Raw genomic sequence first — 24,411 nt, forward strand, 5'->3', positions numbered from 1 at the left:
GCTGGAAAAGACGGACGACATGGTCGCTGCAATGGCGACTGCCTTCTCTTCTTACGTCAAGACTGGAGCGACTGATGAGCGATCACCCTTTGACTCATGACCGATGGACTACGCCGGACGATCCGGAGTTCGTCAGGGTACGGTCTGCTGAGCTTCGGAAGATGGAACGGGCGTGCTCCGCGATTTGGACTATTGCTCGAATCGTGGGGAATAGCGCGAATGAGCCTGAGGCTAGTGGCAGGCAACCGCTTGATGCTTGGATTATGTCCAATTTAATCGGAGGAATTGAAAGCCTATGCGATCACATGGCGAACCTTGTGGAGTCAAATCTTGACGAATCCAACTTTGGGGAAAGTGCGCCAGGCAACGATTAACTAGATGCGGTAGACGAAATTTTAGTCTGACACCCTATCTTGTGCGCTTACGGACATGATCCCGAAACGGTGGCGCGCAACAGGGAAAGGGTCGGCGGATTTGACGGCTAAAGTTAAACTGGTTTCTTATGCGACATGCATGCCACAAAGTTAGGCTACAAGTCCTTCGCGGCATTTTTTTGCGTCAGTTTAGACCACAAGCGCAAGATATGGCCTAAGGTTTCGCGCGGTCTACATCAATCAAGTTAGGTGCCATATGTCATTACCTGATCTACGCCAAGCCTCGCTGCTTGGAGAGTACTCCGACCGTCTTGAATATCAGATCGGGGGGACTCTCGTATGGGTGCTGTTTGGCGGCCCAGAACAACAAGTCGCCGCTCTCGAGGCGACTTGTCAGCAATTTCCTTCGATCTGGACTGCGATCCCCGCAGTCATATCGGAGGCGGAGCGTGCCTCTCGCGTCGAACTGCCTGAGTTCTGGCAGATGCATGAAGCCGCGGGCACTTCAAGCGAAGTTCTTTCAGTGTGGGGAATCTGGATTGAACCTGTCTCTGGAACCGCAACATACGAGGTCAGTACCAATCACGCCTTTGATCCACCTCCGCAAGCGGAACTTCCCTCGTTTCCGGCAGAGAACTCTGTCATGATTGAGCGTAACAAGGACGGTGTCATCAGTACCGAAGCAAGATGAGGCTATGCTCAGTCGGCTCCTAATAAACTCGAGTGTCAGGCTACAATTTCGCTGCCAGAACAGTAAGTTTGACACCTTTTTGGGGGCACTGCATGTGAATGAACTGGCTTCGCGTGCTCTTAAAGCTATATTTTGGCCAGCAATGCGGAGTGCATTACGTTAGAAAATTTCTGAACTGGAGGGAGCATGTCTGCAACTAGAAATATCGTATCAAGCTTCCGTTATGAAGTAGCAGTAGGGACACGAACTTGCGATGCGAGCTCAAAACACCAGATCATGGCAGGCGAAAGGCATTTCGCATATGATCAAGTGCCAGGAAACCGCAAGAACATATGTTTGGCTTGTGCTCCTGCCATTATCAAGAAGGCACAAGAGCATCTGGAAAGAATTTCTAGCCAGCTTCCGTAACTTTCTGGGGAAATAGTTCAGTAGTCCTACGTAGACGCCGCATGCAAACCTGTCACTCAAGCGGACCGCAGAAGCTGGTCCGCTTCTTGTTTTTAAACGTCTGCTTAACTCGCCACCAGTGGCTGCAATTGGCCGGGAGCCATCTATGACGACAGAACGCTTCCGACCCCAAGCGGATACTGGCAAAATGAGCCCGTCCCTCTTCGTAGCTCTGTTCTGGTTCGCGGATGTATCGGTGCGTCCTTATGCGACCGTACGGAGAGAACCTAACATACGCAACGGAAACTCTGCCGGTTCAGTCCGAGCCCAACTGCTTGCCAAAATTCCATCAAATGGCCATTCTGAGAACCGACATCGAAAGAGCTCTTAATGAGCTTTCCTCCCAAGAGGAGGGCATGCGTTTTCAGGGACTTGCGGTCGTACTAGGCAAGAAGCGGTGGCCCGAACTTATCGCCCGCCAGCGCAAGAAGGATTTTGGCCTTGATGCCTACGCGCCCGCGAGCCTGACGCCGGAGAAAATCGGCAAGGGACTGGCTGCTTCGATCACACCAACGCTAAAGAAGATTTCTGACGACACGGAGACCGCCAAAGCGCACTTTCCTGATCTAGGGGCGCTCATCTTCGTGACATCCGCCAAGATTGGCAACGCCGATCGAAAGCGATGGGAAGAGGCAATTTATAACGACTACGGCGTCGAACTTCACGTCATCGAGCGCGAAGAAATTATCACGCTGATGATGATGCCAGAGAACGCCTCGCTTCGTGCGAGCTTCCTCCACCTAGATCTCGACGTTGAACCACAGATCGCAGATCTCATCGACAGAATAAGGCGCGCGGTCCAAGTTGTCGCGCGCACCTGGGCCGGCAAGACCAAAGGACATCCGCTCATTGAACTCACGGCGAATCGGCTTGCGCCGGACGGCGCAGAGTCTGCCGACGTTCTGTCGCTTGAACAGATCGATCAAGCGCTGTCGCAGAGCGGCCGTATTGTTCTCGAAGGGCCAGCCGGCCGCGGAAAAACCACAACGCTGATACAGCTCGCACAACGTACACGGGCCGCCGGCATACCGTTCATCGTCGAACTTCCGGCGTGGACGTCATCGCAGAGAGGAATACTCGAATACATTACCGGCATGCCGGCGTTTCAGGCCGAGCGTGTTACGCCCGCCGACCTCGCGCGAGTGCAGCAGGCCGAACCTTTCCTGTTCTTGTTGAACGGCTGGAATGAGATCCCGGATGCGAAGTCCGAGCAGGCGAACAATGCACTCCGAGAAATCGAGCGGGATTTCCCGAGTGCGGGCATCATCGTCGCAACCCGCACACACCACTTAACCCCGCCGCTTCCCGGCGCATTGCGTCTGCGGTTGTTGCGCCTTCGACGCGAACAGCGGGCAGCTTACCTTGCAGCCCGTCTTGGCGCGAAAGGCGCTGACCTCTGTACCCACATTGATACCGACCCGTCCCTCGACGAGCTGACTCGCACGCCGTTCATCCTCTCGGAAGTCGCTTCGCTATTCGAAGCCGACGCTACAATCCCTTCCACGAAAATCGGCGTCCTATCCCAGGTTCTCCGTCTGCAAGAACAACGAGATGAACACAAAAACGCCCTGCAGACAGGACCAATCTTCGGTCGGCAAACGGATTATCTGAAGGCCCTTGCAACTCAGATGACCCGCAGCGGAGCAGTAACGTCGTCCGAGGCTGAAGCCCGTGCCGTTTCTGCCCTCGTTGCACGAGAGCTTCTGAGCCGTGGGCAGATCGAGCCGGTGGGGCCGCCAGCAGTCCTCGCGACGCTGACGGCGCACCACGTACTTGAGCGCGTCGACTACCCGCAAACGGCGTTTCTGTTCGAGCATCAACAGCTTCAAGAATACTACGCGGCACTCGATGTCCGCGCGCAGCTTCTCGACCTGCAGGATGACGACCATGAGGCGACCACCCGCTTTACCGCTGACTACGTCAACGATCCAGCATGGGCTGAACCGCTGCGCATGATCGCCGAGACGTTTGCCGAGCAGACCGGTGACGGCGAAACCGACAGGAGAAATACCAGCGCCGGTGGGAAGCTGGTGGCGATGGCGCTACCCGTAGACCTGGTGTTCGCCGGCGAGCTCGCAAGGCTTTGTGGCACAGAAGTCTGGAGTGAAGTTCGCACGACCGTCGGCGAGCGCATCCGCGCGGTCTATGCAATCCGCGACGGCAGTTTTCGTCAGTATGCCGTCGCTGCCATGCTCGCCACTGGCGCGGCCGACTTCGGCGACATCCTCGTGCCACTTCTGTCAGGCCAAGACCGGCAAACTCGACTAAGCACGTACCGGCTCTGGCCGGATATCCAGGTCTCGTCGCTTGGACCGAACTGGCGCGAGCAAGTACACGGCTGGAGCGAGGAGGCGCGTGCGGATTTTGTAGCCGAACTGCTGCATCATCGTGCCGACGGCGAGGTCGCGGCCTTCGCAGCGGAGGACGACAGTACCGAGGTGAAGAACGCGGCGGTCTCCGGCCTCATGTGGACTAGGTCTGACAATGCGCTGGTCCCCATCCTCGATTCGATGGATGCACAAGCATTTGAGGAGGTCGCGCGCCGGAACGCCGACCAATTTCCAGCGGTGCTCAGACCCAAGACCCTCGCCACAATACGCCATTTCATCGAGATCTCCAGCGACCATCCCGCGCGCCTACAAGCCGCGCTCAAGCTTATCGAAATCGGCGAGACTGGCCTGGACGAGGTCATCAAAGATGCAATGGCGGCGCTGTCCGGCGATGACGTGCGCAATCAGGGCTCGCATCATATCGAGCCGGCGCTCGAATATCTGCGCCGAGTCGATCCTGCCTGGGTGAGTGAGTGGGTGGCGAACCGGGTTGCCGAAGGCAACCTCTATGAGCACGAGTATTGGTTGTCGTTTGCAACCGCCATTCCAGACGGCCTCGTCGAGAAATGCCTAAGACGTATCGAAACCGAAGACCTCAAGAACGAGCATTTCGGAGGCATAGTTTCCATCATTGCTACTCGCGCGGACGCTAGTCTTGCGGCGCGCGTGTTTGCGACACTGCGCGAATTGCGAGGTACGGAGAATGCGGAGCCTAACGTGCGACACGAACTCGAGTGGCAGAAAATGCGCCAGCTGGAAGCCGTGTTCCGCGCCCTTCCCGACGACGTCGCAGTGGCTGGCATTCTATCCTCCATCACCAGCGGAGATCCGCTCGATATCAAGGTTTCAACCGGACTTCTAAGCAGAGTCGCCAGGCCTGACATGGAGCCGCTGCGCATCGCCGATGAGGGACTGAAGGCGGACATTCGCGCCTACCTGAAAAGTAGCGTCGATATCGTCCTGGCACAGGATGATTTCGGCGGCCAGGAGAAAGCGAACCTGGCCTCATCAATAGCGCAAGTCGGAACATCCGAAGATATGACAGACTTGGTGAAGCTTACCCGCTCCGACGTAGAGAGAATGCGTCGCGGGCGCGCTGCGCGCGCGGCCGGCGACCGTGGGCCTCTCGGCAATGGCGGCACCATGAGCTACGCCAGTTGGCACATCGCTGCGGTCATGTACCTGGACCCGACCGCAGCCGAGCAGGTGCTCATTGATCTGCTTCCCGAGCCGGAGTACATCTCGAGCGCTGCCGCGGCGATGGCGCGCGACTTCGTGCCAAAACCGGAACGTGCCTTCAACCAGGCGCTCCCATACGACATGATATGGGCCGCACGCGAAGGCCTCAGCCCGCCGCCCATTAACACCAAGCGGCGCACACGGTTCGCTACCGCGCTCAATGGCGAAATCAATCGCCTGCGAGAACAGAATCAAGACGGGAAACCTGTTGCTCAACTGAAAGTGCTAGCAAAGGCACTTGCCGCAATTGACGGCCTCGGTTCCTCAGACGTGGTGCTCAGCGTAATTGCCATGCCAGACCAATGGGACCAGTACACATGCCTAGATGCCGCCGAGCGCCTGTTGATTGCCGGCGTCGCCTTGCCACCGACTGCGGCATTGACTCTAGTCGCCTCTGTCGTCGAACGGACCGAAAAGTGGCTTCAGGATTCGGATAGGTACCTTCTACGTCGCGTTCTTGCCCTCTGCCCCTTCGTCGTGCCCCCAGCGGAGGGGATCGCCCCGATGCGCGATGTGCTTAGTAAGTACAGACTCCCAGGTTACGAATTGCGCGAGGTCATCACCTCTCTCGGCCAGAGTCGATCGGATGCCGCCGTCGATTTCCTCTGTGAACTTGCCTCCGATGATTTGGTGCTCGATCAATGCGAAGACAACTTTATCAATGCCTTCGCTGCACTCGATACGCCGCGTGCAAGTGAACTGCTGCTGGGTTCAGTCGATCCGGATATCCGCGGGATCACGCTGACGCGCCGCCCTCATCGCGAGCACATGCTGGTCGCTCGGATCGCGGAACTTGCCCAGCGAAGCCCTAGTGTGGCCACGCGACTAGGGGAATTATGCGAACGCGACCTACCGGAACACAATCGGCACCTACTCTCGCAAGTAATGGCCCGGCTCGGTACGCCCGAAGCCTTCGCCCTAAATCTGAACCTGATTGATGACGCTAAGCCATCACCAGTACCGCAGGGCGTTTGGGTTCAACTCGAAGCGGCATTCGTCGAACGGCGACCCGAAGGACAAAGTCCCAACGTCTTCACACAACATGCACGAACGTCAAACGAACTGCGAGTCTTGCTGTTCAAAATGGCGCTTGGCGACGAGAGACGACAGCAGTCTGCTTTCATGCTTCTCGGTCAACTCGAGGAATGGCGCTTGGAGTATGGCAGACCGATGGGTGAACCGCGTCACCCTGATCTTGCATCAGGCCAGCCTTGGCCGCCCGAGGTATCTTGACTTTTTTCCAAATCCCAAGCCATAGGCGATAAACGGGATCAGTCTCAGTTGTCGAAGGGCATCGTCTAGCCGCGAAGAGCCATCTGATGTGATGGATGGCCGCTTTGGTAAAAAGGTGTCAGACTGCAATTTCGCCACCTAGGAACTGCGGAATTGTAGTCTGACACCCTTTTCTACGCGTGGTGTCGAACAGGTCCGCCCACTTCTTCGCCAGCTTCTGGCCGGCCACCTTGGTCGGGTCGTATTGCGCGACCAGCATGCGGGGCACGTCCAGCCCAAATTCGTCCTTGACAGTCTCTGCGACCTGACTTGGGGGTATCCCAGCAGGCCAGGGCCTGGACAATGTAGCGCTTGTGCGCGCCCGTGAGCTTTGCCATGCGCAATAATCCCTACCTTCCACCGTTAATCAGGAAAATTCCGTGTCCGAGCTTCGGCGGTTCATAAGTACCTCTAATGCTTCATTTCAGGAACATCTTCAGCATCCCCAAATGCAAGAACTGTTCAAAATGGCAGAGCAATACTGCGAGACTATGGTTCCCGTCCTTGCACTTGATATTGATGGGAATCCCGCACCGCAGCTACTAATTCAAGTTTCGACTACGACCTTTATGTGCGCGTTCCACCTAGCTTTTAGCGGCCACACGGCAGCGGTCCACGCGACGACGCGTGCGGCGCTCGAAGCCGCGCTGTTCGGATATGTGGTCTCCAGGGGCGATGAGCATTTCGACCGCTGGACAAATCCGCCGAGAGATTTCAAAAAAAAGGTCCACGCGTCAGAGGCGTTCAGGCTTCTTGAGAAAGAAGGGATTGAAGAGCACCGCGAGTTGAAGGCCTCCTACGAAGATTTGATCGCTCGCGGCGCACATCCAAACCGGCTCGCCGTTGCACGCCATACGCGATCAACCCCCAACGAGGGAGGCGAAGAACTGGAGTTCACCGCGATTTACCCACCTTCCAAAAATTCTCTCGTACACATTGCGCACGTGATAGGGACTGCAGCGATGAGCATGGTTGTCGGCGGCGCGACGCTCACAGGTAGCCGGGAACGGCTATTCCGCGAAGGCCGGAGCTTGTACAAGCGTCTCCTCACTTTTCTGGAGGCGAATGCCGCCCCATCATCTCCACTTCCAGCAGGCGCAACGAGCAGCAATTGAGTTCACAACTGTGCGAACAATCGGCGTTGGCTCAATAGCAGTAGGCCCACACAATTTCCGGCCGGGCCACTATTGCGCAGCGCCCGCTGCCTTGACAGGTCATTCAACATCGGCAGAGGGCCCGCCCCCTCCTCCCACCCCAAGATACAAGGTGTCAGATACAAGGTGTCAGACTACAATTTCGCCGCCTAGCTTAGGCGCTGCGAAATTGTAGTCTGGCACCTATCTTTCGAACCACCCTTACTATTTGCCAACTTTGTGTTGGCACCGAAATAAAGGAGCCAGACTACAATTTGGCTAGCTAAATTGCGGCCTGACTCCTTTACTAATACTTAATGAGATTTTGGCCGAATACCCTCACTATCTATTTTTTTCCCTCTTCGATCTTGCGGCGCTCAGCATTAAGCTGTTCCTTCATACTTGAAAGAAAAACACCCCAAACAACAAGACCGTAAAACCAAAACGGCGCAATCAATTTCAATTGATCAAATAGCTCTGAACAGAATATTCCAAACAATGCGAATGCAATAAGAACAACCGACGTTAGCTGTATTACCGGAAAGTCGACATGGATATGGACCATGGTAAGAACGGCGTAGCCGACAACTCCAAAGAACGATGCCCATACAGACTTGAGCACGAAGATTGCTACCAATCTTCGAAGCTCGGCCTCGGGCGGTAGGCCCTCTCCCAGATCAAACCAAATTGAGTCGCCCCACGAAATCGCGGCACCAGTCTGGAGAAAATAAGCAACACAAAGCATCGGCAATGCAAGTAATGCACTAACACCTTTAATGCTTGATATATCTGCGATCTTGGGTGCAACAACTTCGACCACGAAGATTCCTTGAAATTGGTAGCGTGCGAAATTAAAATATCAGATCACACGAAAAATAGTGTCAGACTGCAATTCTGCTTCCGAAACTGCAGCACCCCTCTCATTTTGACGGAAAACCTTCAAAAAATATCACAGCCCCAGAACATCCCGCGCCAGCACCTCCGTGCAAGCTTCCCCCGCCTTCGCCAAATAATCCTTTAACAACCCCGCCCCGTTCTCCAGCAACTGATCCTTCGTCGGCGGGTTCTCGTCATCCCCCTGCACCCCCGCGCAGGCCGATTCCGCCACCACGGTCTTTGTCGCCGCGTCAATCAGCCGCAACCTCGCCGTATAGCTAACGCGGTAGTGTGCCCAATCCGTCGGGTAGTAATTGAACATCCATGTCAGCGTCTTCACGTCCAAAACAAAATCGCCACCTTGACTGGCGGCGACGACGGTCGCTACATCATCCTTAGCTGCCACGCCAGACGCCTGCACGGCTGTCGTGTTCTTCAAGCTAGCCAACTTGTTTTGCAGTCCGGCAGAGATAGCAATCGCGGGATCTTCAATACCGTTTTCTTTCACGATGGCATTGCCTTCCGTGACCATGGCGCCGGCGCCAAGCATCGCGAACGCCGCCTTGCCAGCGGTAAAGGCCGTGAAGTCCGGTTGCCCGTAGCGTGCGGACACGATGGATTTGCCTTCCAGCTTGCTCAGAGAATCTTGGGAAATGGGTGCATGCTTGACGGTCGTGCAAGCACCAAGCGTGAGGACAACTGCTGCGGCGATACTGATACGGAACATCAAAGTCTCTTTATGAATTATGGGGTTGTAGGATAGAAATCTCTCTCGGCGGCGCTTGCGCGTGTCATTCCGAGTTCCGACCAACGATGCGGATTGAGAAAAAAGGTAGGAAGAAAAGGTGCCAGACCAAATTCGTGAGCTAATTTCTGGTCTAAAACCCTTAATCTAGATACGCGATAAAAACGGCGCAGCGCCTCTCTTCAAGCTGCCACATCTGTCCCATAGAAGCCCACAGTTTTTCTAAGCGCGTCGGAGAGATTGTAAATTTCGTCGATAGACGAGATGGGATGCCGAGTCTCATTTTTGTTCTCGTCAAATATTCCCACGTATTTCTGCGCACGATTGAAGTGAAGACGACAAATGGGCTTCCTGTTGTTGTCATCCAAAAGTATGCCCATATAGCTTTGCGTGTCTCGCTGAACGACGCGCTTGACATCGACTACGGCTCGGACAATTGCTTTAACCACGTGGTAGCCCTCGATTTCCTCAAGCGTCGTAGTAATGGAGTCGTCTGGTCTATCTCCAATCTCTTCAGCTTCCGGCGTATCTGCCACTACCGATGCAACGGCGTTGCTATTCATGGCTGATTTGAGTCGCTCGTTGATTTGATCATTCAAGAACTGACCAAGTGCACGTTTCGTCAATGAGGAAAATTGATCTCGAACTCGTTGTGTGATCACGCCCTCATAGACTCGCGAAGCGAACAGCTTGACGAAATCTTCTTCAGGGGCAACGAATTGATTGGCGACAATCTTCTTGATCTGACTTAGATACTTAAGCTCTCCGGCGGCACTAATGACCGATTCCAGGTCAAACGCGCCTTTGGTCAGCTTCTTCAGTTCCGGGACGATGTAGTCATCGATATCGAGTAGATCAAGCTCCAGAAATGGCTTCTGGTCCATCTTGTTGGGCGCATCGAGATCAGTGTAGAACTGATAAACCTGCCCATTGGTAAGAATGGAGACTCTCGCGGTCGTGACATGAAAGTAGCGGAACAGCTGAGAGGCGTGATTTATGTTCAGCGGATCACCGAACTTCTTGCACTCGATCAAGATCTGGATTTGTGAATTCTGAAGGATCGCGTAGTCGACCTTCTCGCCCTTCTTGGTGCCAACGTCGGCAATGAACTCGGGCGTCACCTCATTGGGATCGAAGACGTCGTATCCCAATATGTTGTGAATGAACGGCATCACAAACGCATTCTTCGTCGCCTCTTCGGTCTTGATTCCGGGGCCTTGTTGACGAATTTTTTCGGAAAGGCCTCTGAGTTTTTCCATCAACTCCATGCTCTGCTCCAATATGCGTACGAGCTATCGCTCGCGTTGGTTCACAATCTCGAGAAAGTATCTAAACGCCCAGTAAAAGTGATCGCGAACAAGCCAGTTCGTGACAAATATCTACAGATATTACCCGAACTTTACTTTAGGGCCAGAGCGAGGACGGAGCGTTGGAGCAACACAAAAAGATAGGCCAACCAGAACAAGCAGCGTCTTGTGCCACCAACACCGCTCAAGCGATAGTGCGGCTAGTAAGTCTCCGAGACCTGAGGATCCGTCGCCAGGTGAGAAATCATGCTCGGGCTGGTGCCTAAAGGCCCATCCCATGCTTTACCATTTTCCGTATATTGGTATTGCAGGCAGCCCCGAATCTCATCCACGTTAAGGAGACGATCCATGCCAAAGTTCGTGACGATCGGATATGGCGACCAAGAGGGTTACGATCGCACCCCACAGGCCATCCGAAACGCAGCGCATGCGCACGACGCAAAACTGCAGAACGACGGTGTACTGATGGGCATTGCAGGCAAGCCAGTACAAGTTCGCAACCACGAAGCCGCACGGGTTGAAACGACAAACGGCCCATTCATGAAGTCGCCCTTGCCAGTGGCCGGCTTTGCCATCATCGAAGCCGTCGACATGGCCGAGGCTATAGCGATGGTGTCGCAAACGCCCTGCGCCGTCGCGCACGGGGTCGTTGAGGTGTGGCCGCTGGAACAGCTGTAGCGACACCTCTCATCCGCACCGTAGGTTTACGTCTCGCAAGAACCAGGGAATAACAGCCCAGCGCCTATCCCCTGCCCTACATTCACAAATGCCGATGGCTGCAAACCATAGTCTGCCCAGTCAGCCCCTCGATCAACCTGGCCAGCCCCCTCGCGCTGCCGTCATCCAGCCATTCCGTCCGAACCATCCGAAACCCCATCGCCAAGCTGTACTGCCAATCCAGCTCCAGTATCCGGTAATCGCGCCCATTCTCCGCGCAATGCCATTGCGCCGCCGGATCCTCGTAAGCCGCCCCAATAAAATCAACATGCGAGTCAAACGGCGGCAAAGATTCCAGCAGTTCATCTGACCCCGGCAAGCTAGGCTCGGACAGATTCTCCCCCACCGCCACATGCGGCTCAGGGCCGTCATAGGCCAACAGCATCAATGGAAAATTCTTGGGGTCTGCATCATAGGAAGCCCGCGTATCGTCAGTCAGATAGGCACGAGCCGCCGGCCCCAGGCAATACTGCGGGCTGCTCCAGTCGCTGCTCTCGTTATCCGCATACCGATCCCCCGGCGTAATACCGTGCTCAGCCAGCAACGCCATGGCCTCTTCCATCGTGTCGTTGTGGCGTATCGGCATATCCGCCGGCAGATACCCCGCCCCCACGTACATGGCGATCACGTCTCCCGTAGTGCGCAGGCCTTCCTGATATTGGTACGAACCTTCATTCAGGCTGGCCAGGTCGAAGCTCAGATTCAACAGCGCGCGATACGGAATGCCGTCGCCGCGCGGTTCCATCACATATCCGCCTTCCAGCAGTTTGACTTCCAGCGCCCGCCAATCAGGCGGCGGCAAATGCATGTCGCGGGGGCACAGAAACTGGTGGTGTTCAGACATGGGCGGGACTCACTCTGCTGAGGTGGTTGGGGCCGGCGAATTGTAAGCTGGCGCCCCGCGTTTTTTGGCAGGCAGAGGAATCAGGCAACGCGAACACTTAATCCACTTTCGCCCCCGACCGCTGCACCAGCGGCACCCATTTGGCGATATCCGCCTGGATAAATGCCGCCAAGCCGCTGGGTGGCCCGTCGTGGAAGATTTCATACCCCAAGCCCTGCAGCCGCTGGCGCTGTTCTGCGCTATCCATGACTTTGCGCGCCACGGCGTTGAGTTTTGCCACGACATCCGGCGGGGTGCCGGCGGGGGCCATCAGGCCGAGGTCGACGGTGATCACGTAGCCCGGCACGCCCTCTTCCATCATGGTCGGCACGTCTGGCAGCAAGGGGGACCGGGCCTCGCCCGTGACCGCCAACGCGCGCAGCTTGCCTTCCTTGACCAGGCCGGACACGCTGGGCGTGTTGTAGAACGCGAAGGCGACCTCATGCGCCATGACGGCGGCCACGCCTTGCGGGGCGCCACGGTAGGGGATGTGCGCGGCCTGGGTGCCGGTGATCGACAGCAGCAGTTCGGCCGAGAGGTGGTGCGTGGTGCCGTTGCCGCCGGATGAGTACATCAGTTTGCCGGGTTGGGCTTTCAAGGCCGCGACCAGTTCGGGCACGGAGCGGTACGGGCTATCGGACGGCACGATCAGCACATTGGAGCCGCCCGCCAGATAGGCGACCGGCACGAAGTCCTTGGTCGGGTCGTAGGACAGCTTCGAGAACAGTCCCAGGTTGATGGCCCAGGTGTTGTTGGAGCCCAGCACCAGCGTATAGCCGTCGGGCGAGGCCTTGGCCACGTAGCTCATGGCGATCTGGCCGCCGCCGCCGGGTTTGTTTTCGACGACGACTGTTTGCCCCAGTTGCTGGCTAAGGCCGGGCTGGATCGAGCGCGCCAGGATATCGGCCGTGCTACCCGCCGCCAGCGGCACGACCAGCGTGATGGGTCGATCCGGAAACGGCGTCGCCTCGGCTGGCGTCGCGACTAGCGACGCACAGGCCAGTACAGCCCCCAGTAGAACCCCTTGTAGTGTTTTCATGATGCCTCCGCGCTGGCGCGATCGATGGAAACCATGCGGGCTTGCATGATGCCAAGCAGCGTATCGGAGCAGGCAACCCCGAAAAATAGGCGGGGTGCTATAGCGTCATGCCATCACGGCATGGCGGCGTCGCGGCGCAGGCGTTGGGAGACCGAGCGGACCACGGCGACGAAGGCCTGGGCCGCGGGAGACAATGGGTAGTTGGCCAGGCGCGCGATGGAGATCGGCCATTCAAGCGCCGGGTTGCGCAAGGCGATGCCCTTGATGCCGGCGGGCATCTGCCCGCGCGCGATCTGCGGCAGCATGGCCACGCCCATGCCCGCTTGTATCAGGCCGATGGCCGTGGACAGCAGGACGACGCGCTGTTCGACGCGTGGATAGATGTTCGCGGCGATCAAGCGGCGGCTGATGTTGAGCCAGGCTGGCGCTTCGGGGTTCAGCTGGATGCAGGGCAATTCGGCCAGCACCTTGGCGTCGACCTCGTCCAGCCTGGCCAGGGGATGATCCATGCGCGCGAAGAGCGCGACGCCGCTGTCCGAAAGCTGTTCCACCATGATGCGGGAGTCGTCGTCCTGCATGACCGCGCCCAGGCCGACGTCGGCCTCGTGCGAGAGCAGGCGCGTGCGGATCTGCTGCACCATGCAGTCGACCACGATCAGGTCCAGTTGGGGGTGGCGCTGGCGGAACTCCATCAGGATGTGCGGCAACAAGGTGGCCGCGCTGACGTGGCCCACGGCGACCATGACTTTGCCGCGCTTCAGGTCGGAGTGTTCGCGGCATTCCTGGATGGAACTGTCGATGGCCAGGATGGCGCGCCGCGCCGCGTCGACCATGGCCTGGCCGTCGCGGGTCAAGGAGACCTCGCGGCCGCGCACCACCAGCGGCTGGCCGACTTCGGCCTCCAAGCGGCGGATCAGGTGGCTGACCGAAGGTTGCGACAGGCCCAGGCGTTCGCCGGCGGCCGTGAAGCTGGCCGTTTCACCGATAGCGACCAGCGCGCGCAACTGGCGCAAGGAGACGGATTCGATCGGCTCGGTCATGTAGCGACGTCATGATGGAATAGTTTGCATACTATAGCTATATGGATGTGCGGTCCCTAAGATGGGATTTCCCTAACCCGCCAGGAACCGCAATGCCCCACTCTTCCTACGCCGCCGACCGCATGGGATCGGCCATCGTCGAACCCACCGGCCGCTTCGAAGCGGGCAGCTTCGCGTCGTTCACACTGACGTACACCGCCGGCTATTTCGGCATCGACGACACCGGTTCGCTCAAGATCGTGCACCGCTTCGCCAGCGACATGGGCAAGCCGCAGTTCGATCAGCCGGACGGCTGGAACTACACCACGGTCGAGGCTTCCAACGGCGCGGTGTTGCAGGTGGAGTACGACGGCAAGCGCAACATCCGGCCTTGGGACAAGACGCTATTCATCCGGGTGATGCGCGGCTACCTGGAGGAAGGCGATCAAATCGTGGTGCGCTTCGGCGATACGCGGCAGGGCTCGCCCGGCATGCGGGTGCAGACGTTCAGCGAACCTACGTTCGAATTCAAGGTGCTGGTGGACGCCTTCGCCACCTATAACTACACCGAACTCCAACACTCGCCCACCATTGCCGTGGTGGCCGGGCCGCCGGTCGCCTACAAGGCCATCCTGCCCAGCCAGGCGGTGGCGGGCGGGCCCTTCAGCCTGGGTTTCAAGGGCGAGGACAAATGGGGCAACCCCTGCGACCAGGTATCCGGCGAGTTCACCCTGCGCAGCAGCCTGCCGCTGCGCGGCCTGCCCGCCACGTTCACTATGCGCCAGGGCGAGTTTGCCACGCGGCTTGAGGGATTGGTGGCCGAAGCGCCCGGCGAGCTGCGCATCGAGGTGCTGCGCGACGGCCTGCCCGTGGCGCAAAGCACGCCCTGCCGCATCGTCGCGGCAGGCAAAGGCACGCGCGGACACTATTGGGCCGACCTGCACGGGCAGTCCGAGGAAACCATAGGCACCAATTCCGCCGAGGACCTGATCCTGTTCGCGCGCGACCGCGCCTTTCTGGACGTCATGAGCCACCAGGGCAATGACTTCCAGATCACCACGCCGTTCTGGGAACAGCTGAACCAGCTGACCGCGCAATACAACCAGGATGGGTCGTTCATCATCTTTCCCGGCTATGAATGGTCGGGCAACACCGGCCTGGGCGGCGACCGCAACGTGCTGTACCTGAAGGAAGGCCGCCCCATCCATCGTTCCTCGCACGCCCTGATCGACGACCTGTCGGACCTGGCGCTGGACGCCAACGATGCCGATGCGCTGTTCGACGCGCTGACGGACGAGGATGTGGTGGTGTTCGCGCACATCGGCGGACGCTACGCCGACATTACGCGGTCCCATGACGCGCGGCTGGAGCGCTCCATCGAGATCCACTCCGACTGGGGCACCTTCGAATGGCTGCTGGAGGATGCCTTCCGGCTGGGCTACCGCGTGGGCATCCTGGCCAATAGCGATGGACACAAGGGCAGGCATGGCGCCAGCCATCCGGGCGCATCGTTGTTTGGCGCGTATGGCGGCCTGAGCTGTCTGATTGCCGACCAGCTGACCCGCCAGTCGATCGCCGAATGCCTGCGCCAGCGCCGGCACTACGCCACCACCGGATGCCGCGCCTACCTGGACGTGCAGGCGCATTTCGACAGGCCGGCACAGCGCTATTCCGATGATCCCAAGCTGGGCGCCCCGGTCACGCGCGAGCCCGTCACGCAGGCCGATATGGGCGCCATCCTGTCGTACGACGGCGACTCGCTGGAGCTGTCCTTCGAGGTCCTGACCCATGGCGCCATCGAGCGCGTGGAAGTCCGCAACCGCATGGACGTAGTGCAGACGCTGTACCCCTACGATGAGGCCGCGCTGGGCAGCCGGATCCGCATCGTCTGGGAAGGATCCGAGTACCGCGGCCGTGGCCGCCAGACGGTCTGGGACGGTAGCGCGACCCTGGAAGGCAACACCTTCGTCGATCCGCTGCCCATCAATTTCTGGAACCTGGACAAGACCCTGGCGCAACCTCGCCCCGACATGCTGAGCTGGCGCTCGCTGACCACCGGCGGCTATAGCGGCATCGATGTGCGGCTGAGCAATCCGCGCGCCGGCGTGCTGAAAATCGACACCCCGGTCGTGCGTACCGAGATCCCCGTCGACCAGATCGGACTGGAGCCGGTCGTCGTGGAAAACGGCGGTATCCGGCGCCGGCTTCAGGTCTATCGCCTGCCTGACGAGAATCCGGTGCAACGAATGCAGGCCCGGGTGCGCGTGCCGCTGCACACAGGCTCCGACAATGCGGTGTACCTGCGCATCACGACCGAGGACGGCTTCTTCATCTACTCCAGCCCGATCTATGTGGAGCGGACCGGGTCCGGGCCGAAATAAGATGGCTGTCCGCTAGACGCCGGCGGCATCGATCAACTCCGCCGAGGACTCCCGCAAGCACTCGGCGAACAGCTCCGTGGTGGATGTCGTGGTGTCTTCGCGCCAGTACAGGATGGCCTCGCCCAAGGGGCCCAGCGGCGGCAGCGGCAGCATCCGCATCGTTCCGCGCTGCACGTAGCGGCGCGCGAGCGACAGCGGCAGGATCGAGACGTATCCCCCGTCGCGCAGCAGGGACAGGTTCAGCGCCAATGAACTGGACTCGATGGTCGGGCGCAACAGGGTCACGCCATGTTCGGCCAGGATCTCGACCATGGTCGCAAAAGCGGGCGAACCCTGCATGGGCGTGATCCAACGCACGTCCTGCAGGTCGGCCCAGGTCACGGGGGTGTCGGGGCCGCCCAATGGGTGGCGCGTGCCCACCACGAATACGAACGGCTCGTGATGCAAGGACTCGTGGCGCATCACCGGCAGATACCCGGTCACGCGGTTGCGGCCCAAGGCCAGGTCGAGGTTACCTTCGTCCATCATCTTGAGCAGGCGGTCGAGCGTGGCTTCGACGAACGAGAACGAGGCGTTCGGCGCGCGCCGCGTGAACAGTTCGACGGCATGCGCGATCAGGGGTTGGGGAATCGTCACCACGGCGCCGAATCTGACGTGGCCTGCCGTGCCAGAGGCCAGCGCCTTGACGTCGCGCCGCGCCAGTTCGATCTGGCGCAGGATCTCGCGCCCGCGTTCGACCAGCACGCGTCCTATGCGCGTCAATTCAATGGCGTTGCCCACGCGGCGCACGACCGGCGTGGCCAGCGCCTCCTCGATCTCCGCAATCTGCTTGGAGATGGCGGGCTGCGTGACGTGGAAGGCCGCGGCCACCCGCGTCACCTGACGCAGCTCGCCCAGCGCCACCAGGATGCGCAGATGCCCAAGCTTCAGGCCGCTGCGGAAGAAGCGTTCTATCGAATTGTCGGACGGCGTGCTGGCGGACATGTCGTGAATGGAAAGACGGGGATATCGATCGCCATCGGGTAATGGCGCAAGCCGCCAATCATAACCAAATGGTAATGCCAAATGCGCAAAGTGTGATTTGCCGCCGAATGCGAGCAACCCGTACCCTTCGAACGGACAGCACTGTAGCGCAGGCCTTTCGTGAAGCATCGACGATCAACCGGGAACAATGATTGATCCCACGTCGATGCCGCACCGCATAACCGAACTCGCAGACTGCCGAATAACTCGATGTGCCCCATGGCACACACCCACGGAGACAACACCCATGAGCTCGTCCCTTTCCGGCGGCGCGCCGGCCTATGCCGGCGCGCAGGCCGCGCAGAATCCTGCGCAGCTTGACGCGCTGTACCGCAAGCTGGCCTGGCGCATCATGCCGTTCCTGTTCCTGTCGTTCATCGTCGCCTACATCGACCGTGTGAATGTGAGCTTCGCCAAGCTGCAAATGCTGGCCGACCTGTCGATGTCGGAAACGGTCTACGGCCTGGGGGCCGGCATTTTCTTTCTGGGCTACTTCATCTTCGAGGTGCCCAGCAATCTGATCCTGCATCGCGTGGGCGCGCGCATCTGGATCGCGCGCATCATGGTCACGTGGTCGATCATTTCCTGTCTGACGATGTACGCGCAGGGACCGCTGTCGTTCTATCTGCTGCGCTTCCTGCTGGGGGTGGCCGAAGCCGGCTTCTTCCCGGGCATCGTGCTGTACCTGTCGACCTGGTTCCCGTCGAGCCGCCGCTCGCAGATCATCGCCCTGTTCATGGTGGCCATCCCTGTGTCGGGCGCCATCGGCGGTCCGCTGTCCGGCTGGATCATGGAGCGGTTCGGCGGCATGCATGGCCTGGCCGGCTGGCAGTGGCTGTTCCTGGTCGAAGGCCTGGGGTCGCTGCTGGTCGGGATTGCCGCCTTCTTCATGCTGCAGGACCGGATCGAGACGGTGAAGTGGCTGAACGCGGACGAGAAGCGCCTGCTGGCGCAGGATCTGGCGGCCGACGACAGCACCCGGGCCCGCCATAGCGTGCGGCAGGTGTTCGGCGACCGCAAAGTGTGGCTGCTCGGCCTGCTCTATTTCTGCATCGCCATGGGCAACTACGGCCTGGTGTTCTGGCTGCCGACGATGATACGGGCCGCGGGCGTGGCCAACCTGGGCAATATCGGCCTGCTGTCGGCGGTGCCGTCGCTGGTCAGCGCGGTGGCGATGATACTCATCGCGCGCCATGCGGACCGCACTAACGAACGCCGCGTCCACGTTGCCGTGTGCTGCGTGCTGGGCGCCGTCGGCATGCTGGTATCGGTGCTGCTTGCCGAGCACCTGTGGTGGTCGATGGCCGCCCTCATCGTCGCCGCCATCGGCATCAATTCGATCGCGCCGGTCTTCTGGGGCATTCCCACGGCGATGATGAGCGGCGCGGGCGCCGCAGCGGCCATCGCGCTGATCAATTCGGTGGGCAACCTGGCCGGCTTCGTCAGCCCCTATGTCATCGGCTTTCTCAAGGACACCACGGGGCAGCTGCTGCCCGGCATGATCCTGCTGGCCTGCGCGCTGGTCGGCGGGGCCTTCATCGCGCTGTCGCTGCGCACGAAGCGGGGGCAGGCATGAGCGTACCCGTCTGTCTGGTAACCGGCGCCGCCAGCGGCATCGGCGCGGCCACGGCCCTGCGTTTCGCGCGTGAAGGCTGGGCCGTGGCCATCAATAATTTCGACCACGGCACCCGGGCGGCGGCCGAGGCAGTGGCCGCGCAGTGCGGCGAGGCCGGCGCCCAGGCCATCGTCGTCGATGCCGACGTCGGCGACGACGCTGCCTGCCGCGGCATGGTCGATGCGGTCGCGGCGCAGTGGGGACGGCTGGACGCTGTCGTCAACAGCGCGGGCACGACGCGCGTGATTCCGCACGGCGACCTGGAAGCGGTCGACGCCAGCGAGTTCGAACGCGTCTATCGCGTGAACCTCATCGGCATGTTCCAGATGACGCGCGCCGCGGCTCCCCTGTTGCGCGAGCGTCCGGCAGGCGCGGCGTCGGGCTGCGTGATCAATATCTCTTCGCTGGCGTCCCTGAATGGCACGGGATCGTCCATCGCCTATGCGGCCTCCAAGGGCGCGGTCAATTCGCTGACGCTGTCGCTCGCGCGCAGTCTCGCCCCGCAGGTCCGCGTGAATGCCATCGCCCCGGGCATGGTCGACGACGGCCTGCTGCGGCGCGTGCTCGGCGACGAGGCCTACGCGCGCGTGGTCGACGGCATGCGCGAGAACGCGCCGCTCAAGCGGGTGTCGCAGCCGTCGGAAGTCGCGGACCTGGCTTGGTTCATCACCGCCCGCGCCCCGGCGATGACCGGCCAGGTGCTGGCCCTGGAAAACGGCTTGATGCTCAACACCTGAGCCTCCTCCGATACTGATACTAGGAACTCCATCCATGAAAGATCTGCACAAACACCGCTCCCGCACGGTCACCGAGGGCGTGACGCGCGCCCCGCACCGAGCCTTCCTGCGCGCCACGGGCCTGGACGACGAGGCCATCGACAAGCCGTTCGTCGCCATCGTCGACACATTCGGCGAGAACACGCCCTGTTCCATGTCGCTGAACCAGATCTCGGACAACGTCCGTCTCGGGATCGCGGCGGGCGGCGGCGTGCCGATACGCGGCTCGGCGATCTCGGTCTCCGACGGCACGTCGATGAATCACTCGGGTATGCGGTTCTCGCTGGTTTCGCGCGAGACCATCGCCGACAGCGTCGAGTTGTTCGTGCGCGCCCACTGTTACGACGCGCTGGTCGGCGTGGCCGGTTGCGACAAGACCCTGCCCGGCATCCTGATGGGCATGGTGCGCGTGAACGTCCCCGGCGTGTTCCTGTTCGGCGGCGCGATGTTGCCGGGCGTGGCCCCGGACGGCTCGCAGGCCACGATCCTGACGGCCATCGAGGCCGTGGGCGCGGCGCAACGCGGCGATATGTCGGCCGAAACGCTGCGCGGCATAGAAAAGCGCTGCACGCCGACCGCCGGCTCCTGCCCGGGGCAATTCACGGCCAACACCATGGCGATGGTCGCCGAAGTGCTGGGGCTGGCTCCGCTGGGCTCGGCAATGGTGCCGGCCGTCTACAGCGAACGCATCGCGATCGCCCGCCGCGCCGGTGAAAACGTCATGCGCGCGCTGCGCAACGGCGGGCCGCTGCCGCGCGACCTGGTGACGCGCAAGAGCCTGGAGAACGCCTGCGCGGCCGTCGCCGCCACCGGGGGGTCGACCAATGCCATGCTGCACATCCCGGCCATCGCCCACGAGGCAGGCATCACATTCACGCTCGACGACGTGTCGGAAGTCCTGGCGCGCACGCCGCTGATCGGCGACATGCAGCCGGGCGGACGCTATCTTGCCGTGGACCTGCATCATGTCGGCGGCGTGCCGGCGGTGCTCAACGCCCTGCTTGCGGGCGGGCATATACACGGCGACACGCTCACGCAAAGCGGCGAAACGCTGGAAACGGCGCTGCGCGCCTTCCCCGGCCCGGACGGCCGCGTGGTCAAGCCGCATGACGAACCGCTCTCGCCCAACGCGGGGCTGGTGGTCCTGCGCGGCAATCTGGCCCCGGACGGCGCCGCGCTGAAGACCGCCGGCCTCAAGCAGCTGGTGTTCTCGGGCACGGCGCGGGTGTTCGAGACGGAAGAGGACTGTATGGCGGTGGTTGCGGCCGGCGCCTATCGAGAGGGCGATGTCCTCGTGATACGCAACGAAGGGCCCAAGGGCGGCCCGGGCATGCGTGAAATGCTGAGCGTCACCGCCGCGATCTACGGGCAAGGCATGGGAGAAAAGGTCGCGCTGCTGACCGATGGCCGGTTCTCGGGCGCCACGCGCGGCATGTGCATCGGCTATGTCGGCCCCGAAGCGGCGGCGGGCGGCCCGATACGCCTGCTGCGCGACGGCGACCGCATACACATCGATGCGATCAAGGGGAGCCTGGACGTCGAACTCTCCGACCAGGAACTCGCGCAACGAGCAGCGGCCAGCCAGCCGTTCGCGCGCGGCAAGCTGGGCGGCGTGCTTGAAAAGTATGAAGCGCTGGTGCGTCCGGCCAAGCTGGGCGCCGTGACCCATTCCGGAGGCGTGATCTGGCCTTACGAAGCGTCGCTCGGGGAAGCTCCTGCCCAAGGAAGCCAAGAATGACGAAGACGCCACGCATCGGCTTTTGCGGCATCGGCCGCATGGGCGAACCCATGACTCAGCGGCTATTGGCCGCTGGTCACGAGGTCGCCGTCTGGAACCGCTCCAGCGCGAAGCTCGACTCCCTTGCCGCTGCCGGGGCCGTGGCAAAGGCCACGCCGCAGGCGCTGGGCGAGAGCGTGGACATCGCCCTGCTTTGCCTGGGCGACGGCAAAGCCGTGGAGGACGTGGTGTTCGGCGCGCACGGGCTGGCGCAAGCCGCCACGCCGCCCGCTTGTCTCATCGACCATTCGACCTTGTCGCCCGCACTCACTCGCGCCCTGGCTGGGCGCTGGGCGACGGCGACCGGCGGCGTGTGGATCGATGCTCCTGTCTCGGGCGGCACGGAAGGCGCGGCGAACGGCAGGCTGGCCATCATGGCGGGCGGACCGGCCGACACGATCGAAGCCGTAACGCCCGTGCTGCGCGCCTACGCCGCGCGCGTCACGCGCATGGGGGAGGTCGGCGCGGGCCAGACCACCAAGCTCGCCAATCAGGCCATCGTCGCGACCACGCTAGCCGGCCTGGCCGAAGCCTTCGTGCTGGCCAAGCGCAGCGGCATCGATACCGCCGCCCTGCCGTCGGCCCTGCAAGGCGGCTGGGCCGATTCCGTGCTGCTGCAAACCTTGTGGCCGCGCATGGTGAACCCGCCCGAGCAAGCCACCGGCACGGTGCGCGTGCTGCTCAAGGATCTGGACGCGATTGCCGAACTGGCCGAAGCGAGCGCCACAATCCAACGCGTGCTGCCGGAAGTGCAGCGCCTGCTGCAGGATGCCGCGCAGCGCGGCATGGGAGATTGGGATCTATCTCAAGTTTTCCGGATCGGTGAAGCGGAGAGCCAGGCCGGCGCGTAATGGACTGCACGATGGGGAGCGCCTGGCGCCCCCCCCTCCTCCGTCAACCCAACGGCAACTCCAGCACCTGCTTCGTCGTCATGATGTCGCCGAAGGTGTCATCGATGCTCGCCAGCGCGGCGCGATGCAGCATCGCATGCGGCAACGCCGACTGTTCCCCCGCGCCCGTATCCAGGTCGCGCGTGGCGCAGGCATCCGCCGCCACGATCACCTGGTAGCCCAGCGGCACCGCGTCCCGGGCCGCGCCTGCGACGCAGGCGTGCGTCATCAGACCGGTGATTAGCAGCGTGCGTACGCCAGCCGCCTTCAGGCGCTGGTCGATGTCGGTGCTGGGAAACACGCTGACCGTGGACTTGCGCAACACCGTATGGCCCGGCGCGGGGCGCAGGTCGGAATGGAACTCGATGCCCGTGCTGCCGTCAGCGAAGACCGGACTGCCGGCGGGCGTGGCGTGCTGGATGTGGAAGACCGGGATGCCATGCTGATCGGCGTGGGCAACGAGCTGCGCGGCGTTGCGCAGGGCCGCGGGGCCTTCAGGGATGGGCAGCCTGCCGCTGAAGTATTCATTCTGGAAGTCGATCACCAGCAAGGCGGTGCTGGCCGGGTCGATGGACTGCGGGGCGGTGGCGCCGGCGATGGCGCGGATGGTCGGGTGGTTCATCGTAGGTCCTTGATCTGTAGGCGTTTAGTGTGCCGTTCACGCACGAGGGCGAACGGCATCAAGGATGCGCCATCGGGCATTAACCCGAAAGTGGCCCGAATACCAATTAGTGATAGGATCGGGCCAAATCCGCATTCCTGCCTTTTGCGCCATGCATACCATCGCCGTCGTCGCCTTCGCGGGCATCAGTTCCTTCCACCTGTCCGTGCCCTGCATGGTGTTCGGCGACGATCTGGCCCGGCTGGGCGTGCCGCGCTATCGCCTGCTGGTTTGCGGCGAAGCGGTCGGACCCGTCGCGACCATGTCGGGTTTCGATATCCATGTGCCGCACGACTATTCGGCCCTGGCCGGGGCCGACACGGTGATCGTGCCCGCCTGGCGCGATCCGGACGAGCGCCCGCCGGAAACCATGCTGCAGGCCCTGCGCGAGGCGCATGCGCGCGGCGCGCGGGTCATAGGCTTGTGCCTGGGCGCCTTTGTGCTGGCGGAGGCCGGCCTGCTCGACGGCCGCCCGGCTTCGACGCACTGGGTCTGGAGCGACGACTTCGCCCGCAAGTACCCGCAGATCCGTCTCGACCGCAAGGCCCTGTACGTGGACGACGGCGATATCCTGACCTCAGCCGGCACCGCGGCCGCCATCGATTGCTGCTTGCACCTGCTGCGCTGCGACCATGGCGCAGAACTCGCTAACCGGGTGGCCCGCCGCATGGTGATGGCGCCGCACCGCGATGGCGGGCAGGCGCAGTACATCGAACGGCCGCTGACGCGGGAGGACGGCGGCGACCCGATAAGCGTCGCGATGGAATGGGCCATCGAGCATTTGCAGGAGCCGCTGGGGCTGGACCGCCTGGCCGACCACGCCGGACTGAGCCGCCGCAATTTCACCCGGCGCTTCAAGCTGAAGACGGGCACGACGGTGACGCAATGGGTGCTGAACCACAGGCTGGCCGCGGCGCAACGCCTGCTGGAGACGGGCGGGCTGTCGGTGGACCGGGTGGCCGAGGCTACGGGGTTCGGGTCGACGGTGTCGCTGCGGCAGCATTTCACGGCGGCGTTTTCGGTGTCGCCTGCCGCTTATCGGAAGCAGTTCCGGCAGCGGTGATGGAGTTTTGTATCGACGAACCAAGGCTCGGATGCTGGCCAGGTTTGATCGATGCGCGCGGGGCAACAAATAATTCAAACAGAGTTCGTCTTTTCAAGCTGGCGCTCGCCAACTAAGCATAGTCAAAAACAAGATTTAGCCTCCCTTCTCCCC

At 61.1% G+C, this 24,411-nt stretch carries 19 protein-coding genes; 10 read left to right on the plus strand and 9 right to left on the minus strand.

The genetic code is table 11. The annotated features are described in order from the left end of the window. The first annotated feature begins 630 nt into the window (after positions 1–630). Together HV793_RS17055 and HV793_RS17060 are read left to right on the plus strand one after the other, a co-directional pair. The gene (locus HV793_RS17055) at positions 631–1,065 is read left to right on the plus strand and encodes a hypothetical protein (RefSeq protein ID WP_175213623.1); all 435 of its coding nucleotides are present in this window, start codon (positions 631–633) and stop codon (positions 1,063–1,065) included. Between the two features lie 740 nt (positions 1,066–1,805). Beyond that, positions 1,806–6,314 (plus strand): NACHT domain-containing protein, encoded by a 4,509-nt coding sequence (locus HV793_RS17060; RefSeq protein ID WP_175213624.1) that lies wholly within the window; start codon positions 1,806–1,808, stop codon positions 6,312–6,314. Positions 6,315–6,432: 118 nt separating this feature from the next. On the opposite strand, the gene HV793_RS31125 is transcribed toward HV793_RS17060, so the two are convergent. After that, positions 6,433–6,573 carry a DUF2280 domain-containing protein gene (locus tag HV793_RS31125; RefSeq protein WP_244958658.1) on the minus strand — a complete coding sequence of 47 codons (141 nt, stop codon included), beginning with the start codon at positions 6,571–6,573 and terminating at the stop codon, positions 6,433–6,435. 229 nt (positions 6,574–6,802) lie between these two features. On the opposite strand from HV793_RS31125, the gene HV793_RS17070 reads away from it, so the two are divergent. After that, complete coding sequence (locus tag HV793_RS17070; protein ID WP_173147534.1) at positions 6,803–7,468, plus strand: hypothetical protein; 666 nt, start codon at positions 6,803–6,805, stop codon at positions 7,466–7,468. Positions 7,469–7,832: 364 nt separating this feature from the next. Here the strand turns inward: HV793_RS17070 and HV793_RS17075 are convergent, their stop codons facing one another. The 3 genes from HV793_RS17075 to HV793_RS17085 all read right to left on the minus strand — a co-directional run bounded on the left by HV793_RS17075 (position 7,833) and on the right by HV793_RS17085 (position 10,375). Further along, the gene (locus tag HV793_RS17075; protein WP_175213625.1) at positions 7,833–8,306 is read right to left on the minus strand and encodes a hypothetical protein; all 474 of its coding nucleotides are present in this window, start codon (positions 8,304–8,306) and stop codon (positions 7,833–7,835) included. Positions 8,307–8,435: 129 nt separating this feature from the next. After that, entirely contained in the window at positions 8,436–9,089 is a 654-nt protein-coding gene (locus HV793_RS17080) for a hypothetical protein (RefSeq protein WP_175213626.1), read from the minus strand. A gap of 200 nt (positions 9,090–9,289) precedes the next feature. Continuing rightward, positions 9,290–10,375, minus strand: coding sequence for a type I restriction endonuclease (locus tag HV793_RS17085; RefSeq protein WP_175213627.1), 1,086 nt, complete (start codon positions 10,373–10,375; stop codon positions 9,290–9,292). Positions 10,376–10,762: 387 nt separating this feature from the next. On the opposite strand from HV793_RS17085, the gene HV793_RS17090 reads away from it, so the two are divergent. Beyond that, entirely contained in the window at positions 10,763–11,092 is a 330-nt protein-coding gene (locus HV793_RS17090) for a YciI family protein (protein ID WP_175213628.1), read from the plus strand. Between the two features lie 82 nt (positions 11,093–11,174). Here HV793_RS17090 and HV793_RS17095 read toward each other — a convergent pair whose 3' ends face one another. From HV793_RS17095 to HV793_RS17105, 3 genes are all read right to left on the minus strand, one after another. Next, on the minus strand, positions 11,175–11,975 hold the full coding sequence (locus tag HV793_RS17095) for a hypothetical protein (RefSeq protein WP_175213629.1): 801 nt from the start codon (positions 11,973–11,975) through the stop codon (positions 11,175–11,177). A 97-nt stretch (positions 11,976–12,072) separates the two neighbouring features. Next, positions 12,073–13,053 carry a Bug family tripartite tricarboxylate transporter substrate binding protein gene (locus tag HV793_RS17100; protein ID WP_175213630.1) on the minus strand — a complete coding sequence of 327 codons (981 nt, stop codon included), beginning with the start codon at positions 13,051–13,053 and terminating at the stop codon, positions 12,073–12,075. A 113-nt stretch (positions 13,054–13,166) separates the two neighbouring features. Beyond that, positions 13,167–14,093 (minus strand): LysR family transcriptional regulator, encoded by a 927-nt coding sequence (locus HV793_RS17105; protein ID WP_119451312.1) that lies wholly within the window; start codon positions 14,091–14,093, stop codon positions 13,167–13,169. A 92-nt stretch (positions 14,094–14,185) separates the two neighbouring features. Here HV793_RS17105 and HV793_RS17110 point away from each other — a divergent pair, with 92 nt between their 5' ends. Then, positions 14,186–16,453, plus strand: a complete 2,268-nt coding sequence (locus HV793_RS17110) for a PHP domain-containing protein (RefSeq protein WP_175213631.1) — start codon at positions 14,186–14,188, stop codon at positions 16,451–16,453. Between the two features lie 12 nt (positions 16,454–16,465). Here the strand turns inward: HV793_RS17110 and HV793_RS17115 are convergent, their stop codons facing one another. After that, on the minus strand, positions 16,466–17,437 hold the full coding sequence (locus tag HV793_RS17115) for a LysR family transcriptional regulator (RefSeq protein ID WP_175213632.1): 972 nt from the start codon (positions 17,435–17,437) through the stop codon (positions 16,466–16,468). A gap of 286 nt (positions 17,438–17,723) precedes the next feature. On the opposite strand from HV793_RS17115, the gene HV793_RS17120 reads away from it, so the two are divergent. The 4 genes from HV793_RS17120 to HV793_RS17135 are packed head-to-tail and all read left to right on the plus strand — an operon-like array spanning position 17,724 to position 22,495. Beyond that, positions 17,724–19,052, plus strand: a complete 1,329-nt coding sequence (locus tag HV793_RS17120) for an MFS transporter (RefSeq protein WP_175213633.1) — start codon at positions 17,724–17,726, stop codon at positions 19,050–19,052. After that, positions 19,049–19,828, plus strand: a complete 780-nt coding sequence (locus HV793_RS17125) for an SDR family NAD(P)-dependent oxidoreductase (protein WP_175213634.1) — start codon at positions 19,049–19,051, stop codon at positions 19,826–19,828. The genes HV793_RS17120 and HV793_RS17125 overlap by 4 nt, the downstream gene beginning before the upstream one ends. Positions 19,829–19,862: 34 nt before the next feature. Next, on the plus strand, positions 19,863–21,605 hold the full coding sequence (gene ilvD / locus HV793_RS17130; protein WP_175213635.1) for a dihydroxy-acid dehydratase: 1,743 nt from the start codon (positions 19,863–19,865) through the stop codon (positions 21,603–21,605). Continuing rightward, a complete protein-coding gene (locus HV793_RS17135; protein ID WP_175213636.1) occupies positions 21,602–22,495 on the plus strand; it encodes an NAD(P)-dependent oxidoreductase in 894 nt (297 codons plus the stop codon). The genes ilvD and HV793_RS17135 overlap by 4 nt, the downstream gene beginning before the upstream one ends. 43 nt (positions 22,496–22,538) lie before the next feature. On the opposite strand, the gene HV793_RS17140 is transcribed toward HV793_RS17135, so the two are convergent. After that, the gene (locus HV793_RS17140; protein WP_175213637.1) at positions 22,539–23,156 is read right to left on the minus strand and encodes a cysteine hydrolase family protein; all 618 of its coding nucleotides are present in this window, start codon (positions 23,154–23,156) and stop codon (positions 22,539–22,541) included. 151 nt (positions 23,157–23,307) lie between these two features. Between HV793_RS17140 and HV793_RS17145 the strand changes: the two genes are divergently transcribed. Next, positions 23,308–24,258 carry a GlxA family transcriptional regulator gene (locus HV793_RS17145; RefSeq protein WP_175213638.1) on the plus strand — a complete coding sequence of 317 codons (951 nt, stop codon included), beginning with the start codon at positions 23,308–23,310 and terminating at the stop codon, positions 24,256–24,258. Positions 24,259–24,411 lie beyond the last annotated feature (153 nt).

This window comes from Achromobacter aegrifaciens (assembly GCF_902859965.1).
Lineage (GTDB): Bacteria > Pseudomonadota > Gammaproteobacteria > Burkholderiales > Burkholderiaceae_B > Achromobacter > Achromobacter aegrifaciens.